The sequence below is a fragment of the Daejeonella sp. genome (genome assembly GCF_036405355.1).
Lineage (GTDB): Bacteria > Bacteroidota > Bacteroidia > Sphingobacteriales > Sphingobacteriaceae > Daejeonella.
Genome location: NZ_DASWXT010000023.1, coordinates 1 through 17,860 on the forward strand (window position 1 = coordinate 1; position 17,860 = coordinate 17,860).

10 protein-coding genes are annotated in these 17,860 nt (G+C 37.4%); all 10 read left to right on the forward strand.

Translation table 11 applies throughout. The annotated features are described in order from the left end of the window. Nucleotides 1–370, forward strand: a 370-nt coding sequence (locus VGE44_RS02440) for a sugar phosphate isomerase/epimerase (RefSeq protein WP_331076172.1), incomplete at its 5' end; no start/stop codon positions are given. A gap of 988 nt (nucleotides 371–1,358) precedes the next feature. Beyond that, nucleotides 1,359–2,249: an AraC family transcriptional regulator gene (locus VGE44_RS02445; RefSeq protein WP_331076173.1), complete on the forward strand. Its 891-nt coding sequence runs from the start codon at nucleotides 1,359–1,361 to the stop codon at nucleotides 2,247–2,249. Between the two features lie 450 nt (nucleotides 2,250–2,699). Further along, on the forward strand, nucleotides 2,700–3,245 hold the full coding sequence (locus tag VGE44_RS02450; RefSeq protein ID WP_331076174.1) for an RNA polymerase sigma factor: 546 nt from the start codon (nucleotides 2,700–2,702) through the stop codon (nucleotides 3,243–3,245). Between the two features lie 201 nt (nucleotides 3,246–3,446). Then, entirely contained in the window at nucleotides 3,447–4,736 is a 1,290-nt protein-coding gene (locus VGE44_RS02455) for a FecR family protein (protein WP_331076175.1), read from the forward strand. Between the two features lie 218 nt (nucleotides 4,737–4,954). Beyond that, nucleotides 4,955–8,215, forward strand: a complete 3,261-nt coding sequence (locus VGE44_RS02460) for a SusC/RagA family TonB-linked outer membrane protein (protein WP_331076176.1) — start codon at nucleotides 4,955–4,957, stop codon at nucleotides 8,213–8,215. A 31-nt stretch (nucleotides 8,216–8,246) separates the two neighbouring features. Further along, nucleotides 8,247–9,839, forward strand: a complete 1,593-nt coding sequence (locus tag VGE44_RS02465; protein ID WP_331076177.1) for a SusD/RagB family nutrient-binding outer membrane lipoprotein — start codon at nucleotides 8,247–8,249, stop codon at nucleotides 9,837–9,839. A gap of 49 nt (nucleotides 9,840–9,888) precedes the next feature. Beyond that, entirely contained in the window at nucleotides 9,889–12,954 is a 3,066-nt protein-coding gene (locus VGE44_RS02470; RefSeq protein ID WP_331076178.1) for a PVC-type heme-binding CxxCH protein, read from the forward strand. A gap of 42 nt (nucleotides 12,955–12,996) precedes the next feature. Further along, nucleotides 12,997–14,442, forward strand: a complete 1,446-nt coding sequence (locus VGE44_RS02475) for a neutral/alkaline non-lysosomal ceramidase N-terminal domain-containing protein (RefSeq protein WP_331076179.1) — start codon at nucleotides 12,997–12,999, stop codon at nucleotides 14,440–14,442. A gap of 111 nt (nucleotides 14,443–14,553) precedes the next feature. Beyond that, entirely contained in the window at nucleotides 14,554–15,927 is a 1,374-nt protein-coding gene (locus VGE44_RS02480; protein ID WP_331076180.1) for a neutral/alkaline non-lysosomal ceramidase N-terminal domain-containing protein, read from the forward strand. Between the two features lie 106 nt (nucleotides 15,928–16,033). Beyond that, nucleotides 16,034–17,854, forward strand: coding sequence for a neutral/alkaline non-lysosomal ceramidase N-terminal domain-containing protein (locus VGE44_RS02485; RefSeq protein ID WP_331076181.1), 1,821 nt, complete (start codon nucleotides 16,034–16,036; stop codon nucleotides 17,852–17,854). Nucleotides 17,855–17,860 lie beyond the last annotated feature (6 nt).

Consider the following 17,860-nt stretch of genomic DNA (forward strand, 5'->3'; position numbering starts at 1 on the left):
TGTGCAATATATTGACCATTATCATGAGCGCATCAAAGCATTCCATGTGAAAGATGCAGAGTTTAATTCAACTGGCAAGCAGGGCACCTTTGGTGGATACCAGAACTGGGCCGACAGGGCTGGCCGGTATCGCTCTCCGGGCGATGGTCAGGTTGATTTTAAAAGGATCTTCAGCAAACTGACACAATACGATTTTAAAGGCTGGGCTGTAATGGAATGGGAATGCTGCATCAAGCATCCGGAAGACGGGGCGCGCGAGGGAGCAGCATTCATCAAGGATCATATCATCAGAGTGACTGAAAGGGCATTTGATGATTTTGCAGGCTCCGGAAGTAATGAGGAGTTTAACCGAAAAATTCTCGGTATTTAATTATTAATCCATTTATTTTAACATAATAATATACTTTTATTATACATTCTAAAATGAAACTATTCAAGGTAACAAGCTTTTGTGGCAAGTTGCCTGGCTTAATGGCACCATCCATAACTTTTGATATCCATGCAGGTATCTCAAACAATCTGGTACTAAATTTTAATTCAATGCAACACAAAATCAGGAACCATTATGTCAACTGCCTTCTGGGTCTCCCACTTGCAGTAATTATAGTTAGAATGGTTGTGGATATCATTGGCAGGAACACATGCTTGTTATTGTTTTTCTGTTTCATCTTCTTGGAATCATATTAGCCATATTTACACAGGAAAATTAGACTTTATTCACTTCAACATTGCTAATAAGAATTGAGAGTGAAACTATAAAATCAGCTTGTAATCAATTAGTTATCACTACATAACCAGAAAACAAAACAACCAAACTGGAACATTGCCACTTATGTTTTCCGGGTTGAATACTCCCTGTGCTCTGACCGTAATTCTGTTCGATTATTTAAGGCTGAAGTGGAAAGTGCAAGTAGGGATTATAATATTCCCAACTCTCATCCCATCATACTTATTTTTCGAAACTTCAGTATCCGGTCAAAGAACACTCATCAGGTGTTTCTACAGCAAGCATGCATCTTTCGATAGCCTTATTTTGGTTATTTTCATTTCATGGAAACTTAAAAAACTACAATGAGCTAGTAAAGCAATGTAGGTAAGTGCCTGTAAGGAATATACTAAATTGAATGTGAAAAACAGATATTCCATTTGGCAAATGGAATATCTACAAAAGGATTATAAGTCAAAGCATTGAAATGTTTCTACAACTTGCTATATTTAATATCTTAGAATCTTATTAAGGTATCAGATTTTCAAAGCGATAACAGCTATATAAATTTGTTTTCCCTTATATTACTACGCCTTAATTAAAATTGTAAATAAAAGATGAATAACTATAGTCCTAAATTACTTTTTAAAGCATGAAACTATTACAAACGGAAATAACGCCGTTTATCAATAAGAGCCTACATATAGAGTTTAGGGATCAAGCATACTTATATTCACCTCTACACGGTCGGCCTTGCTATCACTCACACCCTGAACTTGAATTAGTATTTATTATAGAAGGATATGGAAAAAGAATAATAGGGAACAATGTGTCATTCTATGAACCTGGAGATATGGTATTTATAGGTTCCAATGTTCCACACCTCTGGTTGAGTGATCCCATATTCTATGAAAAGGATTCAAACCTTCATTCCAAGGTAATTATTATGTATATCAATCCAAAGATTTTTGAACCGATGCTTGCGTTTGTAAAAGAATTCGATGGAGTTAGAGATATGTTCCAACAGGCATCAAAAGGAATCAATATCTTTGGTAAAGCAAAGGATGCTATATCAGAAAAGCTGATAGCTCTAACTTCGAAAACAGGTTTTGAAAAAGTAATTGGGTTATTACAAATCATGCATCTCATTTCCATATCAAAAGACAGAAATTTTATTGACAACAATGAACTTATAACTCCTTCAGTTCAATATTCCGACAGATTGATTGATGTATTCAAATTCGTCAATGATAATCTTCATAAAGCACTTTCCTTGAAGGAAGTTGCCGAAGTTGCATGTATGGCGATACCATCATTCTGTCGATTCTTTAAAAGCAGAACCAACATGAAATTTTCCCAGTATCTTGTTGACGCGCGGATGACTCATGCATGCAAGCTTTTAATGGAGTTAGATAAACCCATCTCTGAAATAGCATATATGTGCGGTTATAATTCCGGTTCACACTTTTGCAAGGTTTTTAAGGACCATACTAACCAGAGTCCATTTCAGTATAAATGCAGCATGGCTAAAAGTCCAGTTTGATTTTCCCAATTATTATATATCCTCAATAGCCTTCCCTGAGCCTTAATACAATCATTTTTTATCGATAGTGTAACTTTCATTTGGAGGATAGAGTAAACATGCTAATCTAAAGAAGGAAATACAAGTATGAATGAAGCCTCTGGATTTTCCTCTTTTTTGCATAATACAATCAATTAAAAAAATACAGTACTTCTCAAACATCACTGACAATGGATATAATAATCTTATCAACACTGAAATTGCCTGGGGAAGATATAAATGAAGGGTAATTTCTTAATAGAAAATGGTAATTACACGACATTTTACCATGGCACAAACTTATAAATTTAATTATTGTATTTAAGCTAATTTAAAATTAGTTTTGATTTAACCACCTTTATACATTGATGAATTATATCCCTAATATACTGAATGAATTAATGTGTTTACAGGTTTCATAACTAGATGGACATGACCTCAGACTCTGATTTGATAGTTAAATTGCGTGACGATGACTCTGGTGCGTTTGATGCGATATATTGGAGGTACCATCAAGCTATATTTCGCAATATCTTAAAATTGACTAAAGATCCCGAAGCAGCCCGCGATATTTTACAGGATGTATTCAGTATTTTATGGGAAAAGCGTATGGATATTGACAGTCAGCGCTCGGTAAGCGGCTGGTTGTTTGTTATTAGTTTTAACCAGTCTGTTAATTATTTGCGTAAAAAACTTCGCGAATCATCAGCAGAAGATTCGATTATTGCATTAACAGAGATGTCTGATAATGACGGATCTGCTTTGTTAGAAGATCAGTATCAACTGTTAGGATCAGCTATTTTACAACTTTCATCCCAGAAACGTAGAGTATTTACCTTGTGTAAAATGGAAGGGAAAAGTTATGAAGCAGCAGCGCAGGAAATGAATATTTCTAAACATACAGTGAAAGAATACCTCTCCTTGGCAGTGGCTTCAGTTAAAGGCTTTATTAAAGGCAGTAAAGCCTATACATTTTAAGTTGGCACTTTTTTGTCTTCAATTCAAAGAGGATTTTCAGCGCCTTTTCCCTCCTGTTCAAAAAATCTATTATTGATTTTGAAGGAAAGATTGTTTCTATATCACAAGTCTTACTGATTTTTTTCTCCAATCATAAAATATTTTTATGATCCCCCCCGTTTGTCCACTCCCTGCGTATTTAGTAAAAAACACCCCTATATAGTGGAAAATACTAAACAACGTTTGGATCGATTGCTTCAAACGGAAAACTGGTCTGAAGATGATATCCTTTGGTTAAGGCAATATCTGAATAACAAGGATCTTAAAGAACTAAGAGAAGTTGCCCTTGAACAATACAATCTGGACCTTACTGAATTGAAAAATTCCTTAGATGGAAAGCTTTCCGCACAAATCCTCGATACTATCCATCAACAAATCAAATTAAACCAGCCCACATCCCGTATTAGGATAATAACTCTAAAACGCGGTATAAAGGTAGCAGCGATTATCTTGATTGCATTAACAAGCGGTATATATTTCTATCTGAATAAACCAATAAGTTCTCAAATCACTGCTCAAAAACCCCAACCTAAAAAAAGTGATATCGCCCCTGGGGGTAATAAAGCTATACTAACATTAGCAGACGGATCAAAAATTTCTTTAAGTGATGTAGCTAACGGAGAAATTGCCAAACAGGCTGGCATCAGCATTACCAAAACGTCCAATGGTCAGTTAATCTATTCGATAGCGGACTCACAACCTGTAGAGGGAGTGGGACAATTGCAAGTATATAATACTATAGAAACTCCAAAAGGGGGACAATATCAGATCAACCTGCCAGATGGCAGTAAGGTTTGGTTAAACGCCGCTTCATCGTTACGCTTTCCTACAAAATTTGCTGGAAATGAACGCAAAGTAGAACTAAGTGGCGAAGCGTATTTTGAGATCGCACATATCACCTTGCATTCTGAAGAAAGTCGTACTGGAGCCAAAACGGATTCGGGCGCTGAGGCTATGCCTTTTAAAGTAATTTCAGGCAATCAAACTGTGGAAGTACTGGGTACCCACTTTAACATTAATGCTTATAGTGACGAACCGTCTATTAGAACAACTCTATTAGAAGGCAGTGTACGTGTTTTACTCAACTCTCCTTCCAGGGGGGGGCTGGGTAAGACCCTTTCTAAACACCTTAAACCCGGTCAACAATCTAAAGTAAACGAAATAATTAATGTGTCTGATGTCGATACCCATGAAGCAATTGCCTGGAAAAACGGCTATTTCATGTTCAACAATGAAAATATAGAAAGCATTATGAGGAAAGTTTCACGGTGGTATAATGTTGACATAGAGTACCAGGGGAATATTTCGCAAAAAGCATTATGGGGTTCATTATCTCGCTTTAAAAATCTTTCGGAGCTTACAGACATGCTCGAACTGACGGGATCAGTTCATTTTAAAATTATCCCGGGGGATACCTCAGAAAAAGAAAGGAGGATAATAGTGATGCCGTAAATACTACAAATTAAAAATTAATCCCAAAAAACCAGGAGTGCTCGCAACACTCCTGGCAAATGCCTGCCTACGCAAGCCGGTTGGGATTAATCATATTGATAATACAGTTTACAAGCAATAAATCAATTAATTAACCTAACAATTCCAAATGTATGAAATTTTATACTCTGTTTAAATGCTGGGGCCAAACTTGCATTTCACTAAAATTCCTATTGGTAATGAAACTAACCATTGTTTTCCTAACCACAACCTTTCTTCAGATAAGTTTGGCAGGATATGGACAAAAGATAACTTTATCTGAAAAGAATGCATCAATTGAACAGATTTTCAGACAGATACGCAGCCAAACCGGTTACGATATTTTATGTGATGCCGATCTTATAAAAGAAGCCCAACCAATTGATATACAGGTCAAAGACGCTTCTTTAGTAGAAGCCCTTGAGAAATGCCTCAAGGGACAACCCTTTACTTATACTATAAAAAACAATACGGTTATAGTTCAACGGAAACCCATTATTCTATCACTTACTCAGGCTCCCCCCGGTATCATCAAAGGAAAAGTAAGTGATAACAAAGGTATAACATTACCAGCAGTAACAGTAAAACTGGAAGGAGCTTCAACACAAACCACCGTTACGGATGCTAATGGTAATTATAGCTTTACCAATTTATCTGCCGGAAATTATTCGTTGACTTTTACCTACCTGGGATTTACCAGGACAAGGAGAGAGGTAAGCCTCAAAGATGGACAGGAGAGCATAATAGATATTAGTTTGCTTGAAGAAGTCGGAGGTCTGGCCGAAGTGGTAGTAACTGCTTTAGGAATTGGCAAAGATCCTAAAAGCATTACCTATGCTACACAAAATATTGTAGCAGAAGAACTGACAAGAGTTAAGGATGTCAGTTTTGTAAATTCATTGGCTGGAAAAGTGGCAGGTGCTGTAATTACTAAGGGCAATTTTGGGCCAGGCAGTGCTACCAAGATCCTTATGCGTGGTGATAAATCATTTACAAGTAATAGCGAGCCACTGTATGTTGTAGATGGCGCTCCAATGTTTGGTGGATCTAATCTCCTTGCAAATATTAACCCTGAGGATATAGAAAGTATCCAGGTAATGAAGGGTGCATCGGCCGCTGCTTTATATGGAAGTCAAGCTGCAAATGGAGTGGTTTTGGTTACTACTAAAAAAGGAAAAGCTGGCATTGCAAGAGTTGATTTTTCATCAAACTTTACGACAGAAAGTGCGATTGATTTACCAGAATTACAAACCAATTACGGACAAACCGACATCAGGTTTAATGATAGTTGGGGACCAAAAATAACTAATGGCAGTGATAAGCACCTCAAAGAATTTTTCAAGCCTGGAACCACTGCAGTAAATTCACTATCTGTATCCAATGGCAATGAATTTGTTCAAATATATTTATCGTATGCTAACACAAATGCTAAGGGAATACTACCGGATAATGATCTAAACAGGCACAATTTAACTACTAAATTAACTACTCAGTTATTAAATAAAAAATTATCTCTTGACGCGTCGGTTAATTATACAAATCAAAAAGTTTATAACCAGAATGCTGCCGGTGGTTATAGTGCCCTTCCTGGTATTTATTCATTCCCAACAGGCGATGATTTCTCCAAATACAGTGGAAGCAATTTCGAAGTGTGGGATGCAACACGAGCAATGTATGTACAAAACTGGCCGTATATCAGAAATGAAACCTTCCCCAATCAAAATCCATATTGGGTACAAAAAAGAAATCTAACTGATAATTTTATTGATCAGACAGTCTCATCTTTAACCGCCAAATATAAGATAAATAATTGGCTGACAGTTCAAGGAAGAGGAATTTACGATAAAATAGCAAATCCCACTGAGTCGCGTACTTATGCAACCACACAAGCTACTGTTGCCGGTCCAAATGGTGGATATGCCTTAGGAAAAAATGATAATGAGTACTTTTATTCAGACCTCCTATTAACAGGCAATACCCTTTTAAATGATTCATTTTCTTTAACAACTACTTTAGGTGCAAGTAATACTAAGACGAAATCCACCGGCTTATCAGTTTCAAGTACCGTACCAACATCATTAACTTATCCTAATTACTTTTCCATATTTGCTTTAAATGGACTATTTAATAAATCTGAAAGCTCAATTAGTACATTAAGTCAAGCAATATTTGGCAATGCAGTAATTGGATTTAAAGAAAAAATATACCTCGATGTTACAGCAAGAAATGAGTGGAGTTCAACGGTATCACAATCATTCTTCTATCCTTCGGCGGGACTTTCTTATGTGCTATTAAATAAACCATCAAGTAAAACCAAAGGTTTAACCTTTGCAAAACTCAATGGATCCTATGCTGAAGTCGGTAAAACCTTACCCTTCGGAATAGAGAGTTCAGCTCCACCCTATTCACTTGATAACAGTGGAAACATTATAGGCAGGGGCGCATTACCATATTTTAGTGGAAAAGATACTATAAATCTACAACCAGAGCGTACAAAATCATTCGAATTTGGAGCAGATTTAAGATTTCTGGGTGACAGGTTAAGTGTAAACCTTACCTACTACAGAGCCACAACATTTGACCAAGTGTTTCAGATCCAAGCCCCAGCAGGTGCAGGTGCCACAAATTTCTGGATTAATGGTGGTACCATAAGAAATCAAGGTGTAGAAGGAATCATTAGCCTCAGGTCAAATTTTGGTCAAGTGAACTGGACATCATCTATCAATTTCTCTGGCAATAAGAATCAGATAAGAGAATTGAGCGACTTACTAAATGCTGATTATTTTGCATTAGGCGGTTCCTATAGGGAAGCTTCACTTTTCTTAACCCGGCCAAAAAATGGAAAATATGGGTCTTATGGTGACTTATTTGGCAAAGTTTATCTTAAAGATGCTAGTGGCAATTACATTATTGGAACAAACGGATTACCAACAGTCTCTGCAAATTTTGATAACTATGTTGGAAATGCAAATTCAAATTACTTAGCAGGATTTAACAATAGTTTTTCATACAAAAAGGTTTCAGCCTCATTCCTAATTGATGGAAGATTTGGAGGAAAGGTTTATAATAGAACTGAACAATGGTTAGATTATAAAGGATTGTCAAAGAGAACCGGTGACGCCAGGGATAATGGCGGCGTTAATTTCCAGGGTAAAATGATAGACACTAAGGCTTTCTACATGAATCAAACTGGGTCAGGAGCTGGAGGAGCTGTTTCGGGGAATTTATATGATGTTACCAATATACGCTTAAGGGAGTTAGCTGTTGGTTATAACTTTCCGAAAATCAAAGGTGTTAATTTAAATCTTTCGTTAGTTGGAAGAAACTTGTTTTTCTTCTATAAGAATGCTCCTTTTGATCCGGAGATTGCTGCAAGTACTTCGCAAACTGCCGAAGGTATTTCATCATTTACTATGCCATCAGTTCGATCTTTTGGATTAAACCTAAATGCCAAATTCTAAACTAGTTGTAAAAAATCTAAAATATAGAAATATGAAAAATTTTAAATATAAAAACATAAATCATAAACTTATATTGAGTTTAACTTTAGTATCCTTTGTGTTTGCATCTTGCACTAAGGATATGGAAGGGTTAAACGAAAACAAAAAGCTGATTACAGACAAAATGCTTGAGCAAGATGCCAATGAAGGTGGATATACACTTCCTGGTATGCAACTAGGGATTGTAGATGTTCTCACAACATGGAGAATAGAAATGCAGCAAAATTTAAATGCTGATAATTATGGTGGATACATGAGTCTCCCTGCACCCTTCTATAACAATGTCAATAATGGCACATATTCAATGGTCGATAGTTGGAATAACCAAATTTGGCTGGTTCCATCAAGTAAAGTTCTAGATCAGTGGGTTATGATGAAAAAAAAAGGGTTTGAAACTAAATATCCTGACCTTTATGCCATTTCTCTAATTTTTAAAACTTTTGCTGGACATAGACTTACTGATATCTTTGGTCCAATACCTTATTCACTTTATGGAACAGCCAGTGATGTAAAGTTTGATTCTGAGGAGGAAGCTTACAACCTATTTTTTACTGAACTTACAAGTGCGGTAACTGCCTTGAAAGCAGCAGAAGCAGCAAACCCAACAGCTGATTTAATTCGTTACACCAAATTTGATAAATCACGTTACGGAGGCAACTATGCGACCTGGATAAAAGTTGCAAACACTCTCCGACTACGATTGGCACTACGTATCTCAAATGTTAACCCGTCGAAAGCAAAAACAGAAGCTGAAGCTGCGGTTAAAGATAGTGGTGGCTTACTAACATCTAAAGAAGGGTCGTTTGAAATGACGACTGGAACCATTCACCCATTGGTAACCATAACACGTGATTGGCAAGAAACCAGGCTTAATGCTGCTGTAGAAACTATACTTGGAGGTTACAATGACCCACGATTGCCAAAGTATGCTTTGCCAGCTGACCCCAGCCTAGGAAGTACTTATAAAGGAATCCGGTCTGGTGCAGACCTACCAGCAAAATCATACCTTGGTTTTTCACAAGTAAATTTTGTAGATAATCCTTTTGTAAAAGTAATGGATGTTGCAGAGAGCTATTTTTTAAGATCAGAAGGTGCTTTGAAAGGCTGGGATATGGGTGGAACGGCGAAAAATTTTTATGAAGAAGGGATAAGAGTATCTTTCAGCTCAAACAAAGTTGCCGGAGCAGAAGAATATATAAATAATAATACGGCTACTCCTCTGCCATATGTTGATCCAAACAATGCATTAAATAATATGCCTCCTATTACTTCAATTACTGTTAAATGGGATGAATCTGCTACTGCAGCGCAAAAACTTGAACGTATTATTACACAAAAATGGATAGCTATGTATCCTGATGGACAAGAAGCCTGGTCGGAATTCAGAAGAACTGGTTATCCTAAACTATATCCTGTAACTGTTAACAAAAGTGGTGGAGATGTCCCTAATGGTGAATTCATTAAGCGTATTCCTTATCCTTCAGCCATTACGGTTGCTAGTAAAAATGGAGTAAGCGAAGCAGTGGCTAAGCATCTAAACGGTCAAGACAAAATGTTCACTCCAATATGGTGGGATGTTAATTAACGGATTAGAATATCTACAATAAATTCACTTATAATCTATTTACTAAAAAATGACTTTTTTTTATAAGTATAAAATTAGGGTACTAAATTGTTTAATAATTTTATTGATTGGTGTTTCAGGCTGTAATAAACAGCCTGAAACCAATCAATTGACTTCAGCAGTAGAAGCAAAAGACGCACTTGCTACCTTTACCGTCGCCGATGGATTTAAAATTGAGATGATTGCTTCAGAACCATTGATAACTGATCCGGTTGATATGGAAATTGATGAATATGGTCGTTTGTATGTTGTTGAAATGCATGGATATCCTTTAGATGCTAAAACTGGTAGTGGAAATATCATTCTTCTATCGGATGAGGATGGGGATGGTAACATGGATAAAAGAAAGGTCTTTGCTGAAGGACTTACTTTGCCAACTAGCGTGATGCGCTGGAAAAAAGGGATTATTGTAACGGATGCTCCCCATATTCTTTACTTTGAAGATACAGATAATGATGGCAAGGCTAACTTAAAAGACACATTACTTTCTGGTTTTGCTTTGTCAAATCCACAACACAATGTTAACACACCTGTCTATGGATTAGATAATTGGATTTACGTTGCTCATGAGGGCTCTGTTACCACTCGTGAATACAAAGAAGACTTTGGAGATGAAGGTTCAGAAATAATATTTCCAGGAGTCCCTAATAGCCCCAAATTGCCTATAAATGCTAATGGAAGATCTATTAGATTTCAGCCCGAACAGCGAAAACTTGAAATGAGCTCAAGTCGTACCCAATTTGGGCACACTTTTGATGAGTGGGGAAATCTTTTTGGTTGCAATAACTCCAATCAGGGTTACCATGAAGTAATTCCAAATCGATATTTTGATAGGAATCCCGACTTACTTTCTTCTGAGTCTACTCAAAATATGTCTGATCATTTAAATGCCCCTGAAGTTTTTCCAACAACAATCCATCCTGATCGACAGATACTAACCAATGTAGGGGTTATGACCTCTGCTTGTGGAATAACAACCTATTTAGGAGATTCTTTTCCGGATCCATTTAATAAAAATGTAACATTCATTACTGAATCGGTGAGTAATCTTGTTCACGTAGATGTTTTGAAAGAGAATGGAGCAAGCTTCACAGCTAGTCGGGTTCTCGAGAATAAGGAGTTCCTGACTTCAACTGATGCCTGGTCCAGACCTGTAAATATTTATGTTGGTCCTGATGGTTCAATTTATGTTTTAGACTATTACAGAAGGGTAATTGAATCCCCTGAGTGGATGTCTGAAGAAGCAATAAAAGCGGGGGATCTATATGACGGCCATGACAAAGGACGTATTTTTCGAATTTCTCCTAAGGATGCAAAAAATGCAGAATGGACTAAGGGCCTCAAACTAGGCAATGAGTCTACTGAAGGTTTGGTAAAGCAATTAGAGAACAAAAACTATTGGTGGAGAATAAATGCCCAGCGGTTATTAGTGGATCGTGCTGACAAATCAGCTGTCCCTTTCCTAACTGAATTAGTAAGAAATTCAAAATCTCCTTTAGGTCGTCTTCACGCTTTATGGACATTAGAGGGTTTGGGAGAACTTAACTCTCCACTTATTCAACTTGCATTAAAAGATAAGATACCCGGAGTACGTACCAATGCAATTAAACTTGCTGAATTACATTTATCAAAATCACCTGAATTAGCTAAAAATCTTCTTTCCCTTCAAAATGACTCTGACGCAAAAGTGAGATTTCAATTATTATTAACACTTGGATATTTAAATAGCACAGAAGCTGCATCTGTAAGAAATAAACTTTTATTCAAGGATGTAACTGATAAGTGGGTACAAATTGCCGCTTTATCAGCTCCTGCAGATCAAACAGCTCCATTATTAAAAGTTGTACTCAACAATTATCGTTCTGATGTTCCTGAATTTGCTTCATTAGTACAAAGATTGACGAGAATGGTTGGTACTAGCGGCAGTCCGGAGGACATCAATAAACTCATTAAACAATCAACCTCGATGGTTATGGGCAAACGGAACTCTTGGCAAGGAGCGATGTTAGAGGGACTGTCTCATGGTCTTGAATCCAGAAAACTGAAATTACAGGAGTCTATCTTAGCATTTGATGGAAATCAAAGTTTATTGGTAACAACATTTTTTGATCACCCTACCAGTGAAGTTAGACAAGCAGCATTAGAAATGCTAAGAGTAATTGAGTTGAAGGATGAAACGCTTAAAAATAAATCAATTCAAAGAGCTATAAAGATTGCTACAGATCGTACTTTATCAGATAAAGCAAGAACAGAATCAATCAATTTCATTTCATTAACCGATCCTACCCCCCATTCAAATATTTTGAAACAATTAATAGTTCCACAAGAACAACCAATTATTCAATTAGCAGCTTTAAAAGTTTTAAACAAAATACCTGATACTACAGTTAGTGAGTATGTCATAAAACAATGGCCAGTTCTTACACCCGAAATAAGAGAAGCAGCAATAGGTACATTCCTTGGAAAGGATAATCAGGATCGGATTGAGCTACTCTTAACAGCAATAGAAACGAATAAAATTCAAGCTAGTAGTGTAAGTTTTGGAAGAAGTGTTGGGCTAATGCAAAATACGGATAAAACACTGCGCAACCGAGCTAGAAAACTGTTCACTAAAGATGATGAAGAAGGTAAAAAAGTTAACAAAGAATATAAAAAAGCATTGGAACTCACGGGAGATGTCACAAATGGAAAATCAGTTTTTATTCAGAATTGTGCTATATGCCATCAGGTTAGAGGAAAGATAGGTATTGAATTCGGACCGGATATGGGTACTGTCCATAACTGGACACGCGAAGATATTATGGCCAATATTCTGAATCCTAATCTCTCAATCTCTAGTGGTTATGATTTATGGGAAGTTGAATTAAAGAATGGTGAACTAGCCCAGGGGATTATTTTAAGCGAAACTTCAACTGCATTAACCCTTAGAAATAATGGAAAACTCGATAAAACAATCAATCGTCAGGATATTAAGTCAATAAAAAGTCTAAATGAATCAGCAATGCCATCAGGTCTTGAAAAGAAGATAAATAAGCAGGAAATGGCAGATCTGCTAGCTTTTTTACGAAAAAATTAAAATTAAAACAATACTTAGACACTCATATTTAAAACAACAAACATGCAGATAAGGTCCAAATTTTTATCCATTACTTTATTAACCTTGATGGTTTTGAATGGTATGTCTTTTTCGGTGAAAGTGCTTGCACAAACAAACAGCTCCTCCAAAACAAAAACTCCTCCAAAAGGAACGATGCTTGTGGGTAATGCTGTAATAGACATTACACCGGAAGGACCAATTCTATTGGCAGGTTATGGTGGTCGTAAGTCAGAATCTGAAGGTGTTCTTCAACCACTTAGAGCCAAAGCTCTTGCTTTTGGAAGTGATAGTGAAGGTCCATCAGTCTTAATTACTGTCGATCTGATTGGTATACAATACTATATGACCAAAGAAGTAGCCAAGCGACTTTCAGATAAAATTGGCGTTGATCCTTCACGATTTGTCATTAGTGCTTCTCATACTCATACAGGCCCCGAGATTGGCAATTTATTAAATCACTTCGCCCGACAATTACCTCCGGAGGAAATAGGAAGAATTGACAATTTTTTAGAAATTCTAACCCAAAAATTAGAAAAAGTAAGCATTGAAGCACTTAATGCCCGTAAACCAGCTAAAGTGGCTTGGGGACAAGGTAAAGTTGGATTCGCTATGAACCGCCGTAGGGTTGTAAATGGTAAATCGGTGGGCATGAGTCCAGTCCCGGAAGGTCCGGTTGACCACGATCTCCCGATTTTACGTATAACTGACCTCGATGGAAAGCTTAGAGCAGTATTGGTTTCATACGCATGCCATGGTACTACACTAGGTCCCGACATAAATAAAATTCACGGCGATTGGATCGGTGAAGCGCAAAAATTCATTGAGGAAAAAAATCCAGGTGCAATTGCAATGGTATCCCTTGGTTGCGGAGCAGATGCGAATCCTGAACCAAGAGTGACAAACCTCCAGCTTGATTATGCTGCTCAACATGGTAAAGAAGTTGCTAATGAAGTGCAGGCACTTCTCTCTTCTGACCTTAAACCATTAACTTCCGCACCTTTAGGCCGATCTAAGGTAATACAACTGCCTTTTGAACATATTCCAAGTGTTCAGGAATTTGTAGAACAAGCCAATGACAAAGGAGCAAAAGCCTATTTTGCAAAACTTGCTCTTGATAAAATAGCCCGCGGAGAAGCTATTCCAAAAACTCTTACCTATCCAGTTACTACCTGGACATTCGGGAATGATTTAGCAATGGTTTTTCTTGCTGGAGAAGTAGTGGTAGATTACTCCCTGAGACTAAAAAAGGAATTAGCTCCGGGACGTCTATGGGTAAATGCATATTCTAATGATGTCCCTTGTTATATCGCCTCTAAAAGAGTAATAAGAGAGGGTGGATATGAAGTAGAATCATCGATGTACTCCTATAATCAACCAGGACGATTCCAGGAAGGAATCGAGGACCTGATTATAGCTACTGTTCATGATTTGTTGCCCTCATCGTATAGGCCGGGTACAAAAAAATAAATATTAAATAACATTTCTGCACTGAAGGAAAGTCTGATTATTGTTTCATTACTAATAATATTCAGAATTTAATATAGTAATTGAATGTCTTTTAAACTAAAATCAATATTCATGATCAGCAAAAGATTAAATTTTATTATTCCGGTTTTAATTCTCCTATCTGTGCAATTAAGTTATGCACAACAAAATACCGATATTAATAATACACAATCAGGAGAATTCCGGGCTTCGGTAGTAAAAGTAAATATCACACCTGATGCACCCAAAATGTTATTAGGTTATGGTGCAAGGAAATCAACAGGAGTCAATGACCATATTTTCCATAAAATTATCGCAATGGATGACGGGGTTAAACAATTCTTTCTGGTTTCGTCAGATATATGCGTTATTTCACCTTCTGAATATGACCATGTTGCTTCACTTCTTCAAAAAAAACTTGGAATTGACCCATTAAATTTCTGGTGGTCCTTAACACATACCCACTCCGCTCCTGAGGTTGGTGTACCAGGATTACCAGCTGTTTTTATGGGTGAACGATATGAACATGAAGTAGATACCGCATACACTGCTCTGGTAGAAAAAAAACTCATTGAAGGTATTATTGAGGCCCGCAATAAGCTGACACCTGCCCGTCTTGGAGTTGGCTGGGGATATTCGAATGCAAATATAAACCGCCGTGCCTGGGATATTGATGGCAAAGCTTCGGGAGGCATGAACCCCGACGGGCCTGTTGACAGACGGATTGGCTTAATGCGTCTGGACAAAGCAGATGGTAATCCGCTTGCACTAATCGCTAATTATGCAATCCATGGAACTGTGTTGGGTCCGGCAAATACAGAGATTAGCGGAGATGCTCCGGGCATCGTATCGGAATATGTTGAGCAAAAAACGGGGATTCCACTTCTTTTCATTAATGGTGCAGCTGGTAACCTCGCTCCTATCTATAGCGTTTACCCAAATCCAAAAGCAGGCCATCTGGGACAATTCCGGGTATTATTGGGCGATAAAATACTGGATGCTAATAAAGAGATAGTATCAACCACCGATGCAATAAAATTATTTACTGGTTCATTAACAATAGAAACACCAAGAAAACCCAATTTGGCATGGCCTGTTGACCTGGGTAAATATACACGCACTACCAGTAGCGGCATTAAAATGGTAAAACTCCCAATCCGGTTCTTTAAAATTAATGAAGATGTGGCAATTTGGAGTGCACCGCTTGAATTATTTTGTGAAATTTCTAATGGAATTCGTGAGCGTTCACCATTTCCTTTCACTTTTTATTATGGTTACACTAACGGATGGCTGGGCTACCTGGCTTCAGAAAAAGAATGGCAGCATGGAGGATATGAAGTTGAAAGGGTATCTCCATATACTATTTCGGTGGAAAAGGATTTTACTGAACCCATAGTCAGCTATCTTCAGAATGAAATGGTTAACTCAATTACAAATCCTCAAAAAGAAAATCTCAAAAAAAAATAATACCAAAACAAGTAATTGCTTACAAAGGGAAATTACGATATAACAGCTAGAAATAACTGGTTTTTATAGGTTTTAAAAAAAAGCCGGAGGATAAAAATTTAAAATCATGAACGAAATCCAAACAATGAATTTAGCCCAAAAAACAATGAATAATTTTACCGGTTTCAAAATTAACAGGAGACTATTTCAGTTATTTTTCTTTATAAGCATATTGTTTTTCAGCATATCATCCAAAGCCCAGTTTCGTGCTTCAGTAGTTACAGTCGACATCACTCCCAATAGCCCAAAAATGCTGCTTGGCTACTCTGCCAGACAATCAACTGGAGTACATGACAAGATTTACCACCGGATTATTGCCCTGGATGATGGTGTTAAACAATTCTTTCTGGTTTCTTCAGATATATGCGTTATATCCCCTTCAGAATATGATCATGTCGCTTTACTTCTTCAAAAAAAACTTGGAATTGACCCTTTAAACTTCTGGTGGTCTTTAACGCATACACATTCAGCGCCCGAAGTTGGAGTACCGGGTTTACCTGCTGTTTTTATGGGGGAACGTTATAAACATGAAGTAGATAAAGAGTATACTTCAATGGTAGAACAAAAACTCATCGATGGAATTACTGAAGCCCGAAACAAACTGGAACCTGCCCGTCTTGGAGTTGGTTGGGGATTCTCGCAAGCAAACATCAACCGCCGCGCAATTGATGTGGATGGCAAAGCTTCACTTGGTTTGAATCCCGATGGAGAAGTAGATCGTCGCATTGGATTAATGCGTCTGGACAAAGCAAATGGAAATCCGCTTGCTCTAATCGCTAACTATGCAATCCACGGAACCGTTTATGGGCCTGCAAATCTGGAGATCAGTGGTGATGCTCCAGGTATAGTATCAAGCTATGTAGAACAGAAAACAGGTGTTCCGCTACTATTTATAAATGGGGCAGCAGGTAACATTGCACCTATTTATAGTGTAACTCAGAGTCCATATAGTAGTAAAGAGAATGAACTGCGGCAATTTCGCGTTCTGCTGGGAGATAAGATTCTGGAGGCAAATAAAAATATATTTTCAACTACAGATTCTGTGAGCTTATTCACAGGATCTTTAAACATAGAAACTCCCAGAAAGGCCAACCTTGGCTGGTCCGATGACCTGGCCAAATATACACGCACTACAAGTACAGGTGTTAATATGGTAAAGCTTCCTGCTCGTTTTTTAAAGATCAATGAAAATATTGCGATCTGGAGTTTACCTGTAGAACTGTTTTGCGAAATTTCTAACGAAATTCGTGAGCGCTCTCCATTCCCTTTTACGTTTTATTATGGTTATACCAATGGATGGTTAGGATATCTTCCAACGGCAAAAGCATGGGAAAATGGCGGATATGAAGTTGAAACTGTTTCTCCTTATACACCTGCTGTAGAGCAAGATTTAAAAGAATCTATATTAGGTTATTTACAAGGTGAGTTGAAAAGCATCCCCATGTCTAAAATCGATACCACGAGCAAACCAAAACTGGTTCAGCCTGAAACCGACGGTACGCTTAGGCTTAGTTCCCAAAATGGTAAACCTATAGGCCCAAATATCAAGTATATGCCCGATTGGATAGCTTATGGTTGGTTTACTGCTGCTGACAGAGTAGAATGGGAAGTTGATGTTGAAGTTACAGGTGAATACAATGTGCAGCTTGTTTGGTCAGTTTCAGATGAGGAAGCAGGCAAACAGTTTCTCCTGGAAGCCGGTAAACAAAAACTTATAGGAATCATTGATCCAAGCGGTTCCTGGGAAACATTCAAATCAAAAAATATAGGCTCAATCAAGCTTAAGGCAGGCAGGCAGAAAATTATTTTCAAATCAAACAAACCCTCCGACAAAGGCGCTCTGCTGGATCTTCGGGAAATAAAACTAAGAATAGTCAAAAAAAGCTAATCATAT

What these genes read in the sequence shown, in the direction of transcription:
- VGE44_RS02445 (WP_331076173.1), top strand. Translation starts at nt 1,359, where the DNA reads ATGAAACTATTACAAACGGAAATAACGCCGTTTATCAATAAGAGCCTA.
- VGE44_RS02450 (WP_331076174.1), top strand. Translation starts at nt 2,700, where the DNA reads ATGACCTCAGACTCTGATTTGATAGTTAAATTGCGTGACGATGACTCT.
- VGE44_RS02460 (WP_331076176.1), top strand. Translation starts at nt 4,955, where the DNA reads ATGAAACTAACCATTGTTTTCCTAACCACAACCTTTCTTCAGATAAGT.
- VGE44_RS02465 (WP_331076177.1), top strand. Translation starts at nt 8,247, where the DNA reads ATGAAAAATTTTAAATATAAAAACATAAATCATAAACTTATATTGAGT.
- VGE44_RS02470 (WP_331076178.1), top strand. Translation starts at nt 9,889, where the DNA reads ATGACTTTTTTTTATAAGTATAAAATTAGGGTACTAAATTGTTTAATA.
- VGE44_RS02475 (WP_331076179.1), top strand. Translation starts at nt 12,997, where the DNA reads ATGCAGATAAGGTCCAAATTTTTATCCATTACTTTATTAACCTTGATG.
- VGE44_RS02480 (WP_331076180.1), top strand. Translation starts at nt 14,554, where the DNA reads ATGATCAGCAAAAGATTAAATTTTATTATTCCGGTTTTAATTCTCCTA.
- VGE44_RS02485 (WP_331076181.1), top strand. Translation starts at nt 16,034, where the DNA reads ATGAACGAAATCCAAACAATGAATTTAGCCCAAAAAACAATGAATAAT.